The 17,755-nt window shown below is 68.2% G+C and carries 13 protein-coding genes, 1 tRNA gene and 5 pseudogenes; 13 read left to right on the forward strand and 6 right to left on the reverse strand.

Annotated elements, in window-relative coordinates; translation table 11 throughout:
• The 3 genes from AOJ26_RS42930 to AOJ26_RS21325 form a co-directional block, all read left to right on the forward strand.
• A partial coding sequence (locus AOJ26_RS42930) for an ATP-binding domain-containing protein (RefSeq protein ID WP_159044350.1) occupies positions 1–177 on the forward strand: 177 nt, incomplete at its 5' end.
• 295 nt (positions 178–472) lie between these two features.
• Positions 473–1,216: a hypothetical protein gene (locus AOJ26_RS21320; protein ID WP_053849925.1), complete on the forward strand. Its 744-nt coding sequence runs from the start codon at positions 473–475 to the stop codon at positions 1,214–1,216.
• 53 nt (positions 1,217–1,269) lie between these two features.
• Positions 1,270–1,548, forward strand: a complete 279-nt coding sequence (locus AOJ26_RS21325) for a hypothetical protein (RefSeq protein ID WP_053849932.1) — start codon at positions 1,270–1,272, stop codon at positions 1,546–1,548.
• 54 nt (positions 1,549–1,602) lie between these two features.
• Here the strand turns inward: AOJ26_RS21325 and AOJ26_RS21330 are convergent, their stop codons facing one another.
• The gene (locus AOJ26_RS21330; RefSeq protein ID WP_053849933.1) at positions 1,603–1,929 is read right to left on the reverse strand and encodes a GYD domain-containing protein; all 327 of its coding nucleotides are present in this window, start codon (positions 1,927–1,929) and stop codon (positions 1,603–1,605) included.
• Between the two features lie 128 nt (positions 1,930–2,057).
• Positions 2,058–2,609 (reverse strand): annotated as a pseudogene (locus tag AOJ26_RS21335) (Uma2 family endonuclease); the annotation flags it as partial.
• A gap of 433 nt (positions 2,610–3,042) precedes the next feature.
• Here AOJ26_RS21335 and AOJ26_RS44955 point away from each other — a divergent pair.
• The 5 genes from AOJ26_RS44955 (at position 3,043) to AOJ26_RS43535 (ending at position 10,261) form a co-directional block, all read left to right on the forward strand.
• On the forward strand, positions 3,043–3,174 hold the full coding sequence (locus AOJ26_RS44955; protein WP_256979574.1) for a hypothetical protein: 132 nt from the start codon (positions 3,043–3,045) through the stop codon (positions 3,172–3,174).
• Between the two features lie 258 nt (positions 3,175–3,432).
• Positions 3,433–4,077 carry an RNA polymerase sigma factor gene (locus AOJ26_RS21340; RefSeq protein ID WP_053849926.1) on the forward strand — a complete coding sequence of 215 codons (645 nt, stop codon included), beginning with the start codon at positions 3,433–3,435 and terminating at the stop codon, positions 4,075–4,077.
• On the forward strand, positions 4,074–5,159 hold the full coding sequence (locus tag AOJ26_RS21345; protein WP_053849927.1) for a CU044_5270 family protein: 1,086 nt from the start codon (positions 4,074–4,076) through the stop codon (positions 5,157–5,159). The genes AOJ26_RS21340 and AOJ26_RS21345 overlap by 4 nt, the downstream gene beginning before the upstream one ends.
• A complete protein-coding gene (locus AOJ26_RS21350) occupies positions 5,160–8,540 on the forward strand; it encodes a S8 family peptidase (RefSeq protein ID WP_053849928.1) in 3,381 nt (1,126 codons plus the stop codon). It abuts the gene before it with no gap.
• A 1,337-nt stretch (positions 8,541–9,877) separates the two neighbouring features.
• Positions 9,878–10,261, forward strand: a complete 384-nt coding sequence (locus AOJ26_RS43535) for a hypothetical protein (protein WP_143663639.1) — start codon at positions 9,878–9,880, stop codon at positions 10,259–10,261.
• A 450-nt stretch (positions 10,262–10,711) separates the two neighbouring features.
• Here the strand turns inward: AOJ26_RS43535 and AOJ26_RS43915 are convergent, their stop codons facing one another.
• Positions 10,712–12,628: a DUF7380 domain-containing protein gene (locus tag AOJ26_RS43915; protein WP_199828863.1), complete on the reverse strand. Its 1,917-nt coding sequence runs from the start codon at positions 12,626–12,628 to the stop codon at positions 10,712–10,714.
• Positions 12,629–13,143: 515 nt separating this feature from the next.
• Positions 13,144–13,458 (reverse strand): annotated as a pseudogene (locus AOJ26_RS44485) (hypothetical protein); the annotation flags it as partial.
• 26 nt (positions 13,459–13,484) lie between these two features.
• Here AOJ26_RS44485 and AOJ26_RS21360 point away from each other — a divergent pair.
• The 5 genes and pseudogenes from AOJ26_RS21360 to AOJ26_RS21385 form a co-directional block, all read left to right on the forward strand.
• Positions 13,485–13,631: pseudogene (locus tag AOJ26_RS21360) on the forward strand (SpdD protein); the annotation flags it as partial.
• 153 nt (positions 13,632–13,784) lie between these two features.
• Positions 13,785–15,083, forward strand: coding sequence for a replication initiator (locus AOJ26_RS21365; RefSeq protein ID WP_053849934.1), 1,299 nt, complete (start codon positions 13,785–13,787; stop codon positions 15,081–15,083).
• Positions 15,076–15,287, forward strand: a pseudogene (locus AOJ26_RS21370) (excisionase family DNA-binding protein). The gene AOJ26_RS21365 and the pseudogene AOJ26_RS21370 overlap by 8 nt, the downstream one beginning before the upstream one ends.
• A pseudogene (locus tag AOJ26_RS45240) lies at positions 15,287–16,444 on the forward strand (tyrosine-type recombinase/integrase). Before AOJ26_RS21370 ends, AOJ26_RS45240 begins: the two co-directional pseudogenes overlap by 1 nt.
• 187 nt (positions 16,445–16,631) lie before the next feature.
• Positions 16,632–16,928, forward strand: coding sequence for a hypothetical protein (locus AOJ26_RS21385; RefSeq protein WP_053849931.1), 297 nt, complete (start codon positions 16,632–16,634; stop codon positions 16,926–16,928).
• Positions 16,929–17,138: 210 nt separating this feature from the next.
• On the opposite strand, the gene AOJ26_RS21390 is transcribed toward AOJ26_RS21385, so the two are convergent.
• Positions 17,139–17,211, reverse strand: a tRNA-Arg gene (locus AOJ26_RS21390).
• Positions 17,212–17,284: 73 nt separating this feature from the next.
• Positions 17,285–17,755 (reverse strand): IclR family transcriptional regulator domain-containing protein (locus AOJ26_RS21395; RefSeq protein ID WP_324613994.1); only part of this gene is annotated, 471 nt, incomplete at its 5' end.

Consider the following 17,755-nt stretch of genomic DNA (forward strand, 5'->3'; position numbering starts at 1 on the left):
CCCCGGGTCCGCTCCCTGCCCCCGGCTCTCTCGAAGGGCCTCGAATTCGACCTGGTGATCCTCGTGGACCCGCAGAACTTCGGGGAGGGCGTGCAGGGGGCGGTGGACCGGTACGTGGCGATGACGCGGGCCACGCAGCGGCTGCTGATCCTGACGAGCAGCACTCCGGGAGGCTGAGGGGCGGGGCGGTCCGTGGGCCGCAGGGGGTGGAGCGTGAGCCCGGTGGTGGTCCTGCGGGTGGCCGCGGGCCGGAGGGCGCGGCGGCCGAGGCGGCAGGCGCGGCAGGCTGCGCCCGTGCGCGAGACCCGTCCGGCGGATGCGGATGCGGATGCGGAAGCCGAGACGGCGAAAGGCCGGAAGACCGCGACGGTACGGCCGTATCCGCTCCAGGGCATCGGCCGCCCTCCACGAGCCCGGCCTGAGCAACTGACCCCAACCGGCGGCCGGCTCCCGCTCTGCTTGGATACCGGGGATGACGACGAGTTCTCCCGCGCCCCGTGCAGACGACACCGACACCGACCGCCTGAAGGCCCTGCTGGAACGCGCCGCCACCGGGAACGGCCAGGCCTGGAGCGACCTGTGGACGGAGCTCTTCCACAACGGCACTCTGGACGTCGCCGACCCGCTGGTCCTGCACGCGCTGGCCGACATGGCGGAGGCCGACAGGGCCGACACGGCGGCCTCCGCCCTCCACCTGGCCGGCGCCGTGCTCGTCCAGGCAGACCAGCGCCACGAGACCCGGCACCTCCGGGACCGGTACGCGCCGGAGATCGCACGTCTGCTGGGTGCCGCGAACCGGTGGCGACAGATCACCGCCGACCGGAACGACTACTGCCACCTCCTTGAGACGGTCCTGAACCTCGAAGGCGACATCCACTGGGCGGAGGACCTGGTCCGGGGCGTGGTCGGCGAGGAATACGAGCTGGAGTGCCCCGATCCCGACGGGTGCGCCTCGCTGTGGGTGGTCCTCGGAGAGCGCGGCTTCTTCAGCACGGCGGAGGACTACGCCCTCTCCGACGACGTGGAGACCTTCCCTCTCCGTCCGGCCGATCCCCGCGCCCTCGAAGGCCTCGGCCGGCGCCTCCACGACCTTGCCCTGGCCGACGGCCACGAGGAGGTCGCGCGCGCCCTGACGTATGCCTTCGGTGAGGCGACGTGCCCGGAGTGTCGGCAGCGCTTCTCCGTCGTCGGACAGGTCGCCGACCGTTCCGCCTGAACGGCGTCGGGGCGGCGCAGTCCGGGGGCGCGGGGCACGGTACGGTGCGCTTCGTGGACATACCCGGCTGGTTCGCCTGGCTCGCCCTCGCTCTGGCCGTCCTGCAGGCCCTCGGCCTCGTTCCCGTCATCCGCCGACTGCGCGGATCGGACGCATCGGCCCGATCCAAGGCGCGCCTGGACCTGCTGGACGTCATCGGCTCCCTGCTGCTGTTCGGCGGCCTGGTGCTGAGTCTCGCAGTCGCGGCGTCCTGGTTCTGGCTCACCTTCGTCGGCTTCGCGCTCATGGCCGCCGGCTACGCCGTGCAGGGCGCCCACTGGATCCGCCGCTGACAACACACCGACGACGAGACGTGGCAGACCCAACAGGCGCCGGCGTCCGGGCCGCTACGTGCCAGGAGCCCGGTACCGGACTTGGCCGGCCCTGCGCAGGGCGTCCATGGTCTCGTCGACGGTCAGGAGAACGGTCGTCTCGAACGAGCTGAGCGCGCCCCCGCCGCTGATCGCCAGGGCGACCGCGGCCATGGAGACGTTGTCGGGGGCCTCCCAGAGGTTGTAACCGTCGCGGGCGCCGAACGCGTACCAGAAGCCGTGGAGCCTGCCGCCGACGGACTCGATGTACGACCGAGCGGCCGCTGCACGGTCCTCGGGGTGGCCGATGAGCCCCGCCCAGGTCTCCGGCGTGTAGCTGAACCTCGACAGATAGAGCGGCATCATGTCCCCTTTCGTCCCGGCAAGGGATGCCCCCGCAGGGCGGGCCAGGTCCCCGAGACCACCCGCACGTCCCCCGAACGGCCGGAATGACGACCGGCATGGCCCCTGCCCCTGCCGGTGAGCGCCGAGTCGATCTCCACCGGGAAGGGGGCCGCGACCTTGAGGACGCCGGTGAACATGTCTCCGTCCCGGTAGGTCTTCGTCGCGGGGCCGAGAACGTAGGTCTACACGAGAGGAACGCCTGTCGCGGCCTGCTCGATACGCCAGTAGAAGGCGATGCCCGCCTTGGCGTACTGGTCGCCCTTCACGATCCGGTCGGTGGTCTCCGAGCCGGGCGACACCACCTCGGCGACCAGCAGTACGTGCTCAGGGCGGGTGGGGGTGATGTCGATCGTGTCCGCTCGGTACACGACGACGTCCGGACGGCGATTGGTGAGCGGGACGTCCTGGAGCCGGACGTCAAAGTCCGTGTCCGCGTTCCACTCCGGGCCCGCGGCAGCGTCCAGGGCGTTCGCCAGAATCCGAGCGAGCCGGCTGTGCCGCTTGGACGCGCTCGGCCTCACGACGACCATCCCGTCCACGACCTCGAGACCGGCGCACTGCTCCTCGGACCAGGAGTCGTACTCCTCCGCCGTGATCTGCTCATGCATCCATGCCGGGGCCACCATCTCGGACGTCATGCAGCACCTCCCGGACACTGTGCCACGGGCCATGTCCCGCTGGATTCAGCGTACTGTCCACCATCCGTCCGGCACGCCGATCTCGTCCCGCCCATGTCGGCCCTGCCGGATGTGTTCCGCAGGGGCGCCCTCCAAGCAAGGCGTCAGTCGCGCGGGCAGCGGTCTTGAACCGGTGCCCGATCAGGCGGAGAGACGGGTCATACCCAGGTCTGATCCCGGGGTTCAGATCCTGGTCCGACGCGCCGCGGGCACGGTGAAGGCATCGTCGTCGGCATGACGAACCCGACGACATCCCTGGCCGCCCCGAGCGCGGCCCGCGCCTCCTGCGGGTTGTCCGAACGGCTGGGCGTCGGCATCGTCGGCTTCGGCCGCTTTCACCGCGATTCCTCCTGTTCCCGGCCTGATCCGGCGCGGTTGTGGTGCGGGGTGCCGCATGCGGGGCATCTGTCCCAGCATGCTGGCCATCGTGTACTCGTCTTACGACACGGCTACGACCGTCTGGGCGTTTGTGCTCTCGCTCCTGATCGTGCTGGCCGTGTTCTGGTACGTCCGCCGCCGCAGGTAGCGGTGCCCACCGCATGAGGAGTTCGACCAACGCCCGCCCCGCGGGCCGTCGTCCTCCTGCCCGGCGAGCACCAGGCCGCGCGGCAACAGAGCTGTCGCACTCGGGACAGGGCGGAGCATCGTCGGGCAAGGGAGGCCTGAGCGGTATGCGACTGAGCTGCTGCCACCGAGTCCTCGTGCGGTCACCGCCCGGGTGACCTGTGCGACGGCTGTGACGTGTCTCACGGGAACTCGCCCGCACCGTACGTCAGTTCAAGACGTGACCACAGATATGCGAACCCGGGTGCGAAACGGAGATCCGGACGCCTTCGCGGAACTCTTCGACGAGTGCGCCCGCTCGGTGTACAACCACGCCTTCCGGCTGACCGCCGACTGGTCGCTGGCCGAGGACGTGATGTCGACGACCTTCATGGAGGCGTGGCGGCGCCGGACCTCGGTCGAGGCCGAAGGCGGCTCGCTGCGGCCGTGGCTGCTGGGCATCGCCACCAACGTCGCCCGCTCCCACCACCGCAGCAACCGCCGCTACCGCAACGCGGCGAGCGCCGCGGCGGCCGCGAATGCCGCCGGGGAACGGGTCGAGGACCACGCCGAGGAGACCGACGGACGCCTGGACGACCAGCGCCGTATCAACGCCACGCTCGCCGCCCTCAGTCTGCTCAAGCGCCCCGAGCGCGAGGTCCTGACGCTGTGCCTGTGGGAGGGGATGGAGTACGCCGAGGCGGCCCGCGCCCTCGGCATCCCGGTCGGCACCGTCCGCTCCCGTCTCTCCCGTGCCCGCGCCCGGCTGCGCAAGCTCACCGACGCGCAACTGCTCGGAGAGAAAAGGGAACCCACCCGCACGAACCGGCAGATAACAGGTGATCGCGGATACGCGGTCCGGTCCGCACAGGAAGGAAACCGATGAACGCCAGCCCCTCCCACCGGCCCCACCCGGCCGAGTGGACGGAGACGCAGAGTCTGCTGCCCTCCGCCGAGCGGGATCTGCCGGCGGGCCGCCACCAGTTCCACAAGGAGCAGATGATGGCCCGGATCCACGAAGACCTCCGCACTGCCTCCCGTACGTCCGCCACCTCCCCGGTCGCGCCCGTGAAGCGCGCCAACCCGTTCCTGCGCCGTACGATCCTCCTGCCCGCTGCGGCCTTCGCCCTGGCCGGCGCGGTCGTGGGCGGCCTCGCCCTCACCGACGGCGGAACCCAGGACGACACGACCGCCCTGGCCACCGGCCCCGCACTGACCACCAGCATCGGCGTCGCCGACGCCAAGGGCGCCCCCCGGCTCCTCGAACGCATCTCCCTGGCCGCCGCCGACACCTCCGCGCCCACCCCGCACAAGGGCCAGTACATCTACATCGCCTCGAAGGTGGCCGACACCTACGTCAAGACCGTCGGCGACAAGAGCGAGGTGGTCAGCGACGAGCTGCACTCCCGCCAGGTCTGGAACTCCCTCGACGGCAGGGACGGTTGGCTGATCGAGGCCGGCAAGACGGGCGACAAGGGCATCACCCTGAAGGGCGACACCCCGTACACCGGCGCCTACAACGCCCTGGCCGCGCTGCCGACCGACCCCGACGCGCTGCTCCAGCGGATCTACCGCGAGTCGGACGCCGTCCGGGACCCCGAAGTCCCGCGCGACCAGGCCGCCTTCGTCGCGATCGGAGGTCTGCTGTTCGAGAGCTACCCGCCCGCCGAGGTCGGCGCCGCCCTCTACAAGGCCGCGGCCAAGATCCCCGGCGTCGTCTCGGTGGATGACGCGGTCGACGCCACGGGCCGGCACGGGGTCGCGATCGCGCGGCAGAACGACACCGACGGCTGGCGCACCGAGTGGATCTTCGACAAGAAGACGCTGCGGTTCCTCGGCGAGCGCACCGTGGTGGTCAAGGCCATGGCGGACAGTCCCCTCAAGGTCGGTACCGTCACGCACACCAGCGCGATCACCGAGCGCGCGGTCGTCGACGCCAACAAGCAGCTCCCTGGGCAGGCGAGCTGAATGCGCGACAGAACCACGAGCGCCTCGCTGGCCGCCCTGCTGGTGGCGGGGCTGATGACGGGCGTCTCGGTGGCGGCCACGGGCTCCGGCCTCGGCGTACGGACGCAGGCCACCGCCACCGTCGCGGCGCCCGGCAGCCCCGCCCCCGGCGCGCGGACCGCCGGCCCCGCCTCCGCGGCCGGCCGGTACGTCACCCTCCTCACCGGCGACCGGGTCCGGCTGGACGCCCGGGGCCGGGTCACGGGCGTACGCCGGGCCCCGGGCCGTGAGCACGTCCCGGTGTCCGTGCGCGGCGTCGGGGGCGATCAGTACGTCGTTCCCGCCGACGCCGCCGCCCTGATCGGCCAAGGCGTCCTGGACATACGGCTGTTCGACGTCAGCGGCCTGATACGCGCAGGCTACGACGACACCCGGCGCCGCACGCTCCCGCTGATCGTGTCGTACGAGGGCAAGTCCGCCCAGCGCCGGAGCACTCAGAAGTCACTGGTCGCGGACGCGGACGCCACTGTGCGCCGGGAGCTGCCCAGCGTGGCGGGCGCCGCGATCACCGTACCCAAGGCCGGAGCCGACGACATGTGGCAGACCCTCACCGCGGAGCAGGGAGTCGCGCGGGTCTGGCTGGACGGCCGGTTCAAGGCGCCGGCGGACGAAGACGGCGCGAACGCGCGGGAGTTGGGCGGAGGCGTCGCACAGATCGGCGCCCCGGCCGCCTGGGCGGCCGGATACGACGGCAAGGGCGTCAAGGTCGCCGTCCTGGACACCGGCATCGACACCACACACCCGGACCTCGCCTCGGCGGTGACGGCAGCGAAGGACTTCAGCGGCACCGGCAGCACCGACGACAAGGTCGGCCACGGCACGCATGTCGCGGCCACGGTGGCGGGCTCGGGAGCCCGCTCCGGCGGGCGCTACAAGGGAGTCGCACCCAGCGCGAAGATCCTCAACGCGAAGGTGCTGAACGACGACGGCGAGGGCACCGACTCGTCCGTCATCGCCGGCCTGGAATGGGCCGCAGGGCAGGGCGCCAAGGTGGCCAACCTCAGCCTGGGCCAGGAGGACACCCCGGGGGAGGACCCGGTCGAGGCGGCGGTGAACGCCCTCTCGAAGAGCACCGGCATGCTCACCGTCGCCGCGGCCGGCAACGAGGGTCCCGACGCGGGAACCGTCGACTCCCCGGGGGCCGCGGAGTCGGCGCTCACCGTGGGCGCCGTCGACGGCGAAGACCGGCTCGCCGACTTCTCCAGCACCGGCCCGACCGCCGACAGCGCGCTGAAACCGGACCTCACGGCGCCCGGCGTGGACATCGTCTCCGCGAAGGCGGCGCACGGCCACCTGGGCGACCCGGCGGCCGACGGCTATGTCTCCATGTCCGGTACGTCGATGGCGACACCGCATGCCGCGGGGGCGGCCGCGATCCTCGCCCAGCGGCACCCCGACTGGACCGGCGCACGTATCAAGCAGGCGCTCACCGCGTCCACCACCCCGACCACCGGCGCGACCGGCTACCAGCAGGGGACGGGCCGCCTCGACGTGTCCCGGGCACTTCAGGGAGCGGTGGCGAGCGAACAGACCTCCGTGTCCTTCGGCAAGCAGCTGTGGCCCCACACCGACGACCGGCCGGTCACCCAGCACATCACCTACCGCAACGACGGCGACCAGCCCGTCACCCTCGACCTGACGGCCACCGCGACCGGCCCCGGAGGCAGCACGGCCCCCGAAGGCATGTTCACGCTGAGCACCACACGGCTCACCGTCCCGGCGGGCGGCACCGCCGGCGTCGACCTCACCGCGGACACCCGCGTCGAGGCGGCGGACGGCGCCTACTCAGGCACGCTGGTCGCCACTGCGCGGAACGGCGCCGACCCCGTGGCCGTACGGACCGCCTTCGGCGTCGTACGCGAGGCCGAGTCGTACGACCTCACCCTGAAGTTCCTCGACCGCGGCGGCCGTCCGGTGACCGCTCCACTGACCGAGATCCTCGGGTACTCGGGCACGTACTGGACCACGAACCTCAAGGACTCCGAGCAGATCTCCAAGGGCGTGTACCGGGTGCGGGTCCCGCGCGGCGAGTACGTCGTGGACACCGTGCTGGACGACCCCGGGGGCACCTCCGCGCTGGTCCGGCCCCGGCTCTCCCTCACCGGGGACAGCACGGTCGTGTTCGACGCGCGCAAGGCGAAGCCGGTAGGGATCACCGCGCCGCAGGGCGCGAAGATGTCCGACGGCCAGCTCAACTTGGCCGTGGGCACCGGGTACCGCGGGGGCGATGCGCACAACAGCACCCTGTTCTGGGGCACGTTCAAGAACCTGCGCACCGCGACCCTGGGTCCGGCCGCCCCGGCCGGGAGGCTCAGCACGCAGCTCGGCGGCCTGTGGCAGAAGGGCAGCACCACCTACCACCTGCTCCACAACCTGCCCGACCGCTTCCCCACCGGCTACCGGCACACCACGCACATGAACGAACTGGCCCTGCTGAAGCGCAACTTCGGATCGTCCGCCGCCCACCGCAAGGGCATCGTCAACGTCCTGTGGAGCAGCCCCACCCTGTCGCTGGGCACGGTGAGCGCCCCCTTCCCGCTGCCGACGACCGCGAAGATCTACGTCACCACGCCCAAGGGCTTCAAGTGGACGGCCAACCTGGGCCAGCGAAACGCCTCCGGAGACGACGACGTCTTCTACGGCACGGAGAGCGCGAGGTCGTACCGGTCGGGCCGGACCTACACGGACACGTACAACGTCGGCGTCTTCAGCCCGATCACCGGCGGCCCGTACGGCGCGCGGCGCGACGGCGACACCCTCGACCTGTGCGTCCCCGACCTAGCCGACGGGAGCGGACACCCCACCTCCTCCACCGCGAAACGCCACACCACGGTCACCGCGGACGGCAACACCCTCCTCGACAACGACGGCGACCTCTGCCAGACCGTGGAGAAGCTCCCGTCCGTCCCGGCCCGCTACACGATCCGAACGAACCTGACCCGCCCACCAGGCGTGGCCACGACCACGAGCCGCCTGACAGCGTCCTGGACCTTCACGTCCAGCCCGTCCGACTCCGGCTCCCTGCCCCTCTCCACGGTCCGCTTCCACCCGAAGCTGACCCCGACCGGCACGGCCCCCGCAGGCCGCCGCACCAGGATCCCCCTCTCCCTCCAGGGCCCAGCGGCCACCCACCTGAAATCCCTGACGGTGAAGGTCTCCTACGACGCCGGCAAGACCTGGTCCCCCGCCCCGGTGACCACCACCCACGGCAAAAGAACCCTCACCCTCCCCCACCCGGCAAACGCCCGCTCGGTCTCCCTGAGATCCACCCTGACCGACACCACCGGCAACACCTACACGGTGACGATCCTGAAGGCCTACCTCCTGACCGAGCCGCGCTGACCCACCAGCACACGACCAGCGGGCTCGCAGCGGCACGGATGCGCCACAACGCCTGAAACGCCCAAGGGCCAGCTACGGAGGAAACCCTCCTGAGCTGGCCCTTCGGTCTGTGCCCCCGGCCATGATTCGAACCTGCGACACCCGCTTTAGGAGTTCGATCCGCCTTCGGCCTGGTTGGGGTCTGTCTCATGTACCGGTGCTACGACTGGCCGCTGTGTGTTGTCGCCGTCCGAAGGCGTTGATGTCAGCGTTGGATGTCAGCGGAACAGCGTGAAGCCTTCAAAGTTTTTCTTCAGCTGCCGTCGGCTGGGTCCTGCCAGTGCCAGGGCAGGACCGGAGGCAGCCAGGGAGTGCCGTCACTGCGCTCAAGCACCGGCGCCACATAGTCGTCAGGCAAGGGACTAGCGTCGATCACGGCCTCAAGCGTGAACTGGACATAGCGCAGGTATGCTTGAACGTCGCGAATCTGGCGCTCGCGATGGCTCTGACCGATGCCTCGGTACCCGACATCGAAGCACAATCGCACGAGTGTCCTGTATCGGGCACGGACACGGTCGTTTCCTATGGAGAGAAGGTCGGTTTGCATGCCCCGTCGGACCGACTCGACGGCTACTGCACATCGCTCACGAGCCTGCGGGCTCAACCGCGGCGCGTCTTGCCCAAGGTCCGGCAGCGACGGCAGCCACGCGTGAAGCTCGGCGAGGCGTTCCAGGAGCCGCTGTGCAGCCTCTGCGGAGCGCTGCTGCACCCATTGCCGACGTGCTAACGCGCTGTTGGCAGCTTCTTGGGCTGCCGCGAGCTGAAGTTGTGATGCGACAGTCCTCGCGGTTTGCCACCGCGCCACGTACACCGCGATGCCTCCGCCGGCCAACGTCCCTATGAGCGCACTGGCTGTCTGCCCCGCTAGGTCCCCCCAGCTCCCCATGTCTCCCATCTTGGCGGTCTGCGTGAGCTTCAAACGCCGAGTGAGGCTCAAGACGTTCTCGCCTCAGGGGCAAGGGCGCCTTCAACGCGACGAGTACTCCCGGCTTGGGAAGCTGCGAGTATTGAAGGCCCACTGTAGGAGCTGACCTGCTCGAACGGCTGGTTCTGCGGCTCGGCGCGCGGCTGCTTTCACCATGATTCCCCGTTGTTCCCCGCTCGATCTGGTGCGGTTACGGTGCGGGCCTGTCGTGGTGTGGCCCTAGGAGGACAACTACCGGTCGAGGCTTCCGGTCCGCTCTGGACAGCCGTGGACTGTGCTGAATTTGGCGAAACCAAGTCGGACGAAGAAGATTGACGCGCTAACATCCTGGGCGTTGAGGTGTAGCCAGAGCGCTGGGTCACAAGGAGCATGCATGTTACGAAGCGAGAATATGGATACGAATCAGGATCTTCTCTTCACCTCTCTTTCAGAGGTGGCCGTGCTTCGCGCCCTCGAACTAGCTGGCAGTCGGCTTGCAGTGAACAACCGCCCCTCGCGAGCAGCGCTTAACCAGCTTCCAAAATGGGACGTTCACACCTTGTTGCGCGTAAAAGAGAGTGACCTCGGCTCCCTCCTGAAAGGCGCGTGGGATCTCCCTAAGGCTTCAGGTTATCCTGACGAACTTCTACGGGCACTAGACGAGCACACTCGCATCATTCTCATGGCGGGGATTGCTTACAGTCGAGCGGACATGCTTATGACGCTGGCAAAGCGCAACCTAGATGCCAACATCTTCAACGTAAAGCGCGGAAGCTAAAATGAGTACACGTCGCCGCTGTTGAGCAACCTCGGACGGCCCAGAGACGGCCCAATTTTGATCCGATCGACTGTCGGCGGCACCTTCGACATGCCCTGCCTGAACCTCAGCCGACGACAGTCAGCCACGACGGCGGGTGCGCCGACCGACTACGCACGCGTATGTCTCGCTGCACCCCCCCACCGGCCTCAGCCACGCTGTGATGTCGCCGACCAGAGCAAGCTGCGCCGACGGGATCGTGGCGGTGAGACCTTGGGCGAGGACCTCTTCGTCCCAGAGCAACTTGGGTGAGGGCAGTTCCTTGGGTTGGTGTGCCACTCATCTGCGCTGATGGTCCGCACGCGTTCGCGGTTGTTCGCCGCCGTCTGCTGGCGTTGTCACGCAGTTGGACACTAGACAAGTTCAGCTCTGGGGGAGGGCCTCGGCCGTCCTAGGGCGCAGACCACTCAGTTACCTACGAAGCTCGATCCATGCAGCTCTTACAGCATTTACGGCCCGTTGCCTCCATGAACGCGAGGGGGCGCCGCGCGGATTGGCTAGGGCCGCATGTACGGATTCCTGATCACGATCTACAGAATCGGCAGAAGTGATCAGAGCCAATAGCGCGAGTGCTCGCAGACCGAGGGCCGCCCTCTCACGACCTACTTCTTTCATGAAGCCGTGGGCGATGAGGTTGCGGACGTTCATTCCCTCTCCAAGCAGGAATGTTTCGAGGAACCGGCTCCAGTCCGGATCGAAGTCGTTCTCTGTCAACGGGTAGAGGAGAACTCCCAACCCAGGAAACTGGCCGCTCCCATCGCCGACTGCCGTTCGGTACAGGGGTTCGTTGAGCTCTAGCAGAAGCGCGCGAGCTGCCGCTTCGACCTTGGGGACTGCCAGGTGAGCACTGGCTTCAAACTCACCAACCCAGTAGAGGATAAAAGCCTTTGCCAGGGCGTATGCAAAGTCCGGATGGACCCCTGACTCAACCAGCGACACATTCAGGTCCTCGAACGATGGAATGCCAAAGCGGGTCTTGATGAGATCCAGAGCATCCGCCAGAACGATCCCGTGCAAGTGAATGTTCATGGTCTCAACACGGATGAGCTCCCGCCGGACGCCGTCATCATCGTCGCCAAGAACCCGCTTCGGTAGGTCGTTGTCGCCGAACATGACAGTCGTAGCCAGTCGGCTAAACACAGACTGATTGAAAACTTCACGTGCCGTGCGTTCGTTAACCGCGAGCGTGCCGCTGGGTGAATCAGTATGAAACCAGTACCCCAGAGCAGCAAGCCATGTGTCCGCACGCTCGAACGGACGCAGATAGCTGCGGAACAGGGTATTCGGAATTTTGATCTTAGCCTCTATAGTCTTCCATTCCACAGATGGCGCCGATTGTAGACGGGAGACTGCAACCTTCTCCAGCTCCGGCATGTTTAGTTGACGCGCCCTTGAAGCTGCATTGTTCAGGTGGGCCCGGATAACAATCCCATCGGTTGCTCGATCAGCGTCGTTCAGATAGGCCGTTACTTCTGCTTCACTAGCTTTCCGAATGCGCGAGTCGTCGCCCACAGCTCGTCGGCGCATCAGTCTCGCAACCTGGGCGACGATATGCGTATCGGTGTACGTCGACAATGCCCGATCGAGCAGATCGTCCACCCTCGAATCCACTGGCAGGGCATTCTTTTTCCGCTGCGGTGCCGTAAGCGCGTCCAGCAGGTTCACAAAGACATGGGGGGCGTCTTGGCGCGTCAATGCGTCCTGTGCTGTGTCGAACATGACGGAGGCCACTTGTTGCATTAGTGGCATGAGCTTGACAGAGCGGGCCAGTGTCCAGGCGCGAAGCAACGCATGACTCTGCTCGGTCATTCGGAAGTCTCCGCCGACCAAGTCAAGATAACCATGAGCGGCCTGCTCAGCCGCATCACGAGGATTAGCAAGGCGGAGGGTGAAGAGAATATCAGCGCAGCGCGCCCGTGCCGCAGGATGCGTTACGCTATCCGCTAGCTCCCGCCACAGAGCACGAACTTCATCGTCGGAATCGTTCAGTGCTCTAGGAATAGCTGGTCCATCGAGCGGAGCGAGGGATGCGCCGGGCTGAGCTGATCCGAGCGGCATCACCGAAAGGTGATACGCGAAAGTCGTCACCAGTTCGCGCACCGCAGCGGGATCGAGGGGCGGCGTCGGCTTTGCAGCGAGCTCCTGTACGTTGACACCCACCTCGAGAAAGTCCTCGGCTCCTTCGCAAGCCACGTCAGCAAGCTGAGCCAAGGCCGGTACGACAGCCGAGTCATGCTGGTACGGGGTGAGGCCCGGCGCGGAAGACTGGTCACGTGACGTGCTGTCAACGGGATGCACGTCGTGATCTTCAGATTCAACAGGTTCCACTTCTTGCCCCGCTCACATCACGCATTCGGTGTCGGTGTATTCAGTCAACCAGAGCCGAACCTCGCACTCAAAACGGGTATTTGCGCGATCTTCTCCGCCGTTACAGTAGGTCGTTTCAGGCCAGCCCGCGTGGCTGGCGCCGGTTGGGACACTGAATCACCTCGTCCGGCGGCACGATCAGGTTGGCGGAGCGGCTTTGGGGTGGCGCTGCTTTGGCGCGACTGATCATGGCCTCGTAAGCTTGCGGCGCGTCGGGCAGTCTGTGGATCTGCCTGGTAAAGCATGACGTCGGGGCCATGATCTTCGAGGCTCGCGCCAAAGTGGCTCCGTCAAGCCGTGGAGCCGACCGCCCCAGCCACGACGTACCCCTTTGACGTCAGGTGGCTGATTGCTGTGCGCGGCACGGATGCCGGCCGGGCTGGAGCGGGACGGAGGCAGGAGCAGGCCCGGCCGAGGGCCGGGCCGCGCGCGGGGAGCAGAGCGAGCCGCCTTGAACCAGTAGAGAAAGTGGTAACTCAGTCGGTCGGCTGAGGTCTGAAGGCATAAGTGCAGACTGGGAGTTCAGCGGTCTGCCGGTGGGCGAGGGGCAAGTAGATCACTGGCCTGATGGTCCATGTGATGCGGACTTGGGCGTGCTTGATGGTCACCGTGCACGGTTCGAAGCGCAGGAGAGCCCTTCTCGTCTGGGCGCGGTCCTCGTATAGCCATGCCCACGCTTCATCCGAGGCGTCTGCGTCGAGTGCCGGTGAGATGGTGCGGAGTGTGATGGCCACCCATCGGTCTGCTTGGGAGGCCGAGTACGCGTCGAACGATGCTCGTAGTGGCGGCGGTTCCGGTCTGGTGACTTACTCAGATCTCCGTCAGCACGGGAGCGGTCGCGGCCGTTCTCGTCGGCGGCATCGTGCTGACCGCGCTCCTGGCCGCCGTCGCCGTCACGGCCGTCTCCGTGGCCGTCGCCGCCGTGGTCCTGCGCTCGGTGCTCCGCGACCAGCACCGCCGCTGACACACCGGACTCCCGGGGCGGCCTCGATACCGCCAAGCATCCGCCGCCCCGGGGGCTCTCTCCCTCCAGCCGAAACCAGAAGGAGAAGACATCATCACCCGCGCCACTCCGCCCCCGCTCCACGAACTCGGCGAATTGGCCGCCCTGGGCACCATGCCCTCACTCCTGCGCCAGCTCGCCGGCCTCGGTGGCTGCACCCACCCGATCCGCCTCGACGGCCACCGCACCGAGTACGACCCGAACACCCGCACCGGCGAAATCGGCAACGTCCTCCACCACCTCGACTCCTCCAGCCTCCCGGCCGGGCACCTCCTGGTCCGCTGCAACAACCGCCGCACCATCCGCTGCGCGGCCTGCGCGGAGGTCTATCGCCGCGACACCTTCCACCTGATCACCTCCGGACTGCGCGGCGGCAAGGGCGTCCCCGAACGCGTCGCCGCCCACCCGCGCGTCTTCGCCACCTTCACAGCGCCGAGCTTCGGCCCGGTTCACAACCGCCCCACCGGAGCGGCCGGTTCGGTCCGCCGCTGCCGCTGCCGCTGCGGCACGCTCCACGATCAGGACGATCCCGCACTCGGCACCCCGCTCGACCCGGACACCTACGACTACGAAGCGGCCGTGCTCTGGAACGCGCACGCCGGTCCGCTGTGGCGGCGTTTCTCGACCTATCTGCGCCGGGAGGTCGCCAAGCGTGCCGGACTGACTCAGCGGGCCTTCCGCGAGTACGCCCGGGTGTCTTTCGCCAAGGTCGCCGAGTACCAGAAGCGCGGGGCCGTCCACTTCCATGCCGTGATCCGCATCGACGGCCCCAAGGGCGGCGACACCCCACCACCTGCCTGGGCCACCGCCGATCTGCTGACTGACGCCATCCAGGCCACCGCCGCCGCTCGCGTGGACGGCCCGGTCATCGACGGGCGGGCGCATGCCTTCGCCTTCGGCCGTCAGCTCGACGTGCGCATCATCCGCTCGGCCGACTTCGACGGCGGCCAGGAGCTGACCGAGCGGGCCGTCGCCGCGTACATCGCCAAGTACGCCACCAAGGGTGCCGAGACTGCGACGGGAGCTCTGGACCGGCCGCTGAAGTTCCTCGCCGAACTCGCCCAGCTCGACATCACCGACCACGCCCGCCGACTCATCCGCACCGCCTGGACCCTCGGCGCACGCAAGGACCTCGAACACCTCCGCCTGCGCGCCTGGGCCCACATGCTCGGCTTCCGCGGCCACTTCTCCACCAAGTCCCGCCGCTACTCCACCACTCTCGGCGCCCTCCGCCACGCCCGCGCCGAATGGCGCCGCGCACAAGCCCTGGAGGCGGCTGAGACCGACCCGGACACGACCCTCGTCCTCACGCACTGGATCTACGCCGGCACTGGCCTCACCGACGCCGAAGCCTGGCTCGCCGAAACCATCGATCCCGCTCCCGGAACGGAAGGAGAGCCCACTCATGGCTGACCGCTACCTGACCGTGTCGCAGGTTGCCGAACTCCTCGGCACCACAGAGCGCTTTCCGCGCCGCCTGATCGCCGAGCGGCGCATCGTGTTCGTCAAGGTCGGCCGACACGTTCGTATCCCGGAGAGCGACTGAACGACTTCATCGACGCCCATACAGTGCAGCCGATCGGCCACCAGCGCAGCTCCCTGCGGAGGGCTGCCTGATGGCCAACAAGAAGGGAAGGCGACGGGACTTCGGCTCGGTCCGGCAGCTTCCGTCAGGACGTTGGCAGGTCCGCTACCGGGACCCGGAGACGGGGCAACTGCGCCCGGCGGAGAAGACCTACCCGACCAAGACAGACGCCCAAGTCGCGCTGACACACATCGAGTCGGACATCACGCGCGGGCAGTGGTCGGACCCGGACGCCGGGGCAGTGAACTTCAAGGAGTACGCCACCGCGTGGCTGCGGGACCGGAAGCTCGCTGACCGGACCCGTGAGCGGAACGAGTCGGTGATGCGGTTGCACATCCTGCCCACATTCGGAGCCGGGAGCGTGGCCGATGTGACAACGGCCCGGGTGCGCAGCTGGCGCGGCAAGCTCCTCGCGGCCGGCCTCGGAGAGCCGACGGTGGTCAAGGCGTACCAACTGCTGCGCGCCCTGATGAACACCGCCGTGGATGACGAGCTGATCCGGCGCAACCCTTGCCGCATCAAAGGTGCGGACCGCTACGACGTGCCCGAACGGCCTGTCCTCACGGTGGCCTAGGTCTTCGCCGTGGCCGACTCGATGGCGCCGCGTTATCGGCTGCTCGTGCTCCTGGCGGCCTTCACCACTCTGCGGTTCGGGGAGCTGGCGGCCCTGCGGCGCCGGGACATCGATCTGGAGGGGCTGACCGTCACCGTGCGCCGTGCTCAGGCCGAGTTGCAGGACGGTCGGCTCTTCGACAAGGCGCCGAAGTCCGCGGCCGGGGTGCGCTCGGTCTCCTTCCCGGCCGAACTCCTCGACGCGGTCACGCACCACCTGGAGCACTTCGCCGCCCCCGGCCGTGAGGCGCACGTCTTCGTCGGACCCCAGGGCGGGCAGTTGCGTCGCAGCAACTTCCGCGATGACTGGGTCAAGGCCCGGAAGGCAGCTGGCGTCACGGCCGAACTGCACTTTCACGACCTGCGGCACACGGGCAACACGTTGGCCTCCACGGCAGGGGCCAGCACGCGGGAGCTGATGACGCGGATGGGGCACAGCAGCTCCCGGGCCGCGCTGATCTATCAGCACATGACCAGCGACCGCGACCGGGCCATCGCGGACTGCCTTGGGGCCATGATCCGGGGTAGTGGGGGAGCGACCTCCGACGCCTCCGGCGAGGACCCTGCAGGCCCGTAGTGGCCCGCCCTGAAACGCCGAAGGGCCACCCCGGGAGGAAACCCCTCCTGGGCTGGTCCTTCTCTCTACGTCCCGGCCGGATTCGAACCTGCGTGGCATCGAAGCCACGGGTCGCCTGTTTCCTCCGATTCGCCCGCGATGGCGGCACGGAGATGGCAGCCTATGAGCGGCAATGAAAGGACCGGAGATGCCCATTCTCTTCTTCGCCGCCGCTGGTGCCCTCTTTGCAGGTGGAGCCGGCGGAGGGTGGTACCTGTGGAGGCGTGGTCAGCAGGAAGCGGCCAAGCGGCTGCAGCATCAGGACGCCGAGGCCGCGAAGCAGGCGCTTAGGGATGCCACTGGCCTTGCTGACCTGCGTAGCAAGGCGCAAGAGGCCGGCTTGAACCCGGATGAGGTCGTTGCCGGATACGAGACGTTGCGAGACTCACAGTTGTCTCCTGAGGACGTGCTCCAGGGGCTGAGCCGGGCTGCCATCACTGGTTGAACAACTTCGCCTCGTCGTACGATCTTCCGCATTTCGCGGTGTTCGTGAGCGGCGGTCACTCACGCAGCGATCATGCTCATCTGGGCCCGGCTTGTCGGCTGCGGATGCTTCCGACTCATTGGTGCGTACTGGCACGCTTGTGGCACGACCCCCGACATGACGAGGGGCCAGCCTGGGAGGAAACCCCTCCTGAGCTGGCCCTTCTGGCTGTGCCCCCGGCAGGATTCGAACCTGCGACACCCGCTTTAGGAGAGCGGTGCTCTATCCCCTGAGCTACGAAGGCGGACGGTGGCCGTGAAGGTCACTGGCGTCAGCGTACCGGATCTGTTGGGGGACGGCGTGAGGGTTCCCCGTCGTCAGGACAGGGGGACCTGAGTGAAGCGGCCCGCCGCGTGCAGCTCGTCCTCGATGCGGGTCGCCGTGAGCCGGAGTTCGGGGAGGAGTTCCTCGACGCACTCCTGCACCGTGCGGCCCGCCGCGTGCAGGGCCACGTTCACGGCGGCGACGACCCGGCCCGTGCGGTCGTGGAGGGGGACGGCGATCGTGCGCAGCCCGTCCTCCCAGTCCTCGTCGAGCAGGGCGTGGTCCGGGGCGTCCGGGAGCAGCACCCGGCCCAGCGAGGTCGCCGCCGCCGGCAGCCGGGTGCCCACCCTGATGTCGACGCCCATGATCCGCGGGGACACGGCCCGCGCCGTGTACTGGATCTCCGGGGCGGAGTCCGGCCCCGACGGCACCAGGATCGCCAGGGCCGTCGACTCCCCCACCCGTGCCGAGAGGTCCGCCAGGTGCGGGGCGGCGATGCGGGGGAGGGTCGTACGGGACAGGGG

The sequence above is a fragment of the Streptomyces sp. NRRL B-24085 genome, assembly GCF_001282115.1.
In the GTDB taxonomy this organism is placed as follows: domain Bacteria; phylum Actinomycetota; class Actinomycetes; order Streptomycetales; family Streptomycetaceae; genus Streptomyces.

Bases quoted from the DNA above. Each gene is read 5' to 3' on its own strand.
- AOJ26_RS21345 (WP_053849927.1), top strand. From the start codon at position 4,074: ATGAACGCCAGCCCCTCCCACCGGCCCCACCCGGCCGAGTGGACGGAG.
- AOJ26_RS43535 (WP_143663639.1), top strand. From the start codon at position 9,878: ATGTTACGAAGCGAGAATATGGATACGAATCAGGATCTTCTCTTCACC.
- AOJ26_RS21320 (WP_053849925.1), top strand. From the start codon at position 473: ATGACGACGAGTTCTCCCGCGCCCCGTGCAGACGACACCGACACCGAC.
- AOJ26_RS44955 (WP_256979574.1), top strand. From the start codon at position 3,043: ATGCGGGGCATCTGTCCCAGCATGCTGGCCATCGTGTACTCGTCTTAC.
- AOJ26_RS21350 (WP_053849928.1), top strand. From the start codon at position 5,160: ATGCGCGACAGAACCACGAGCGCCTCGCTGGCCGCCCTGCTGGTGGCG.
- AOJ26_RS21330 (WP_053849933.1), bottom strand. From the start codon at position 1,929: ATGCCGCTCTATCTGTCGAGGTTCAGCTACACGCCGGAGACCTGGGCG.
- AOJ26_RS21365 (WP_053849934.1), top strand. From the start codon at position 13,785: ATGCCCTCACTCCTGCGCCAGCTCGCCGGCCTCGGTGGCTGCACCCAC.
- AOJ26_RS21385 (WP_053849931.1), top strand. From the start codon at position 16,632: ATGCCCATTCTCTTCTTCGCCGCCGCTGGTGCCCTCTTTGCAGGTGGA.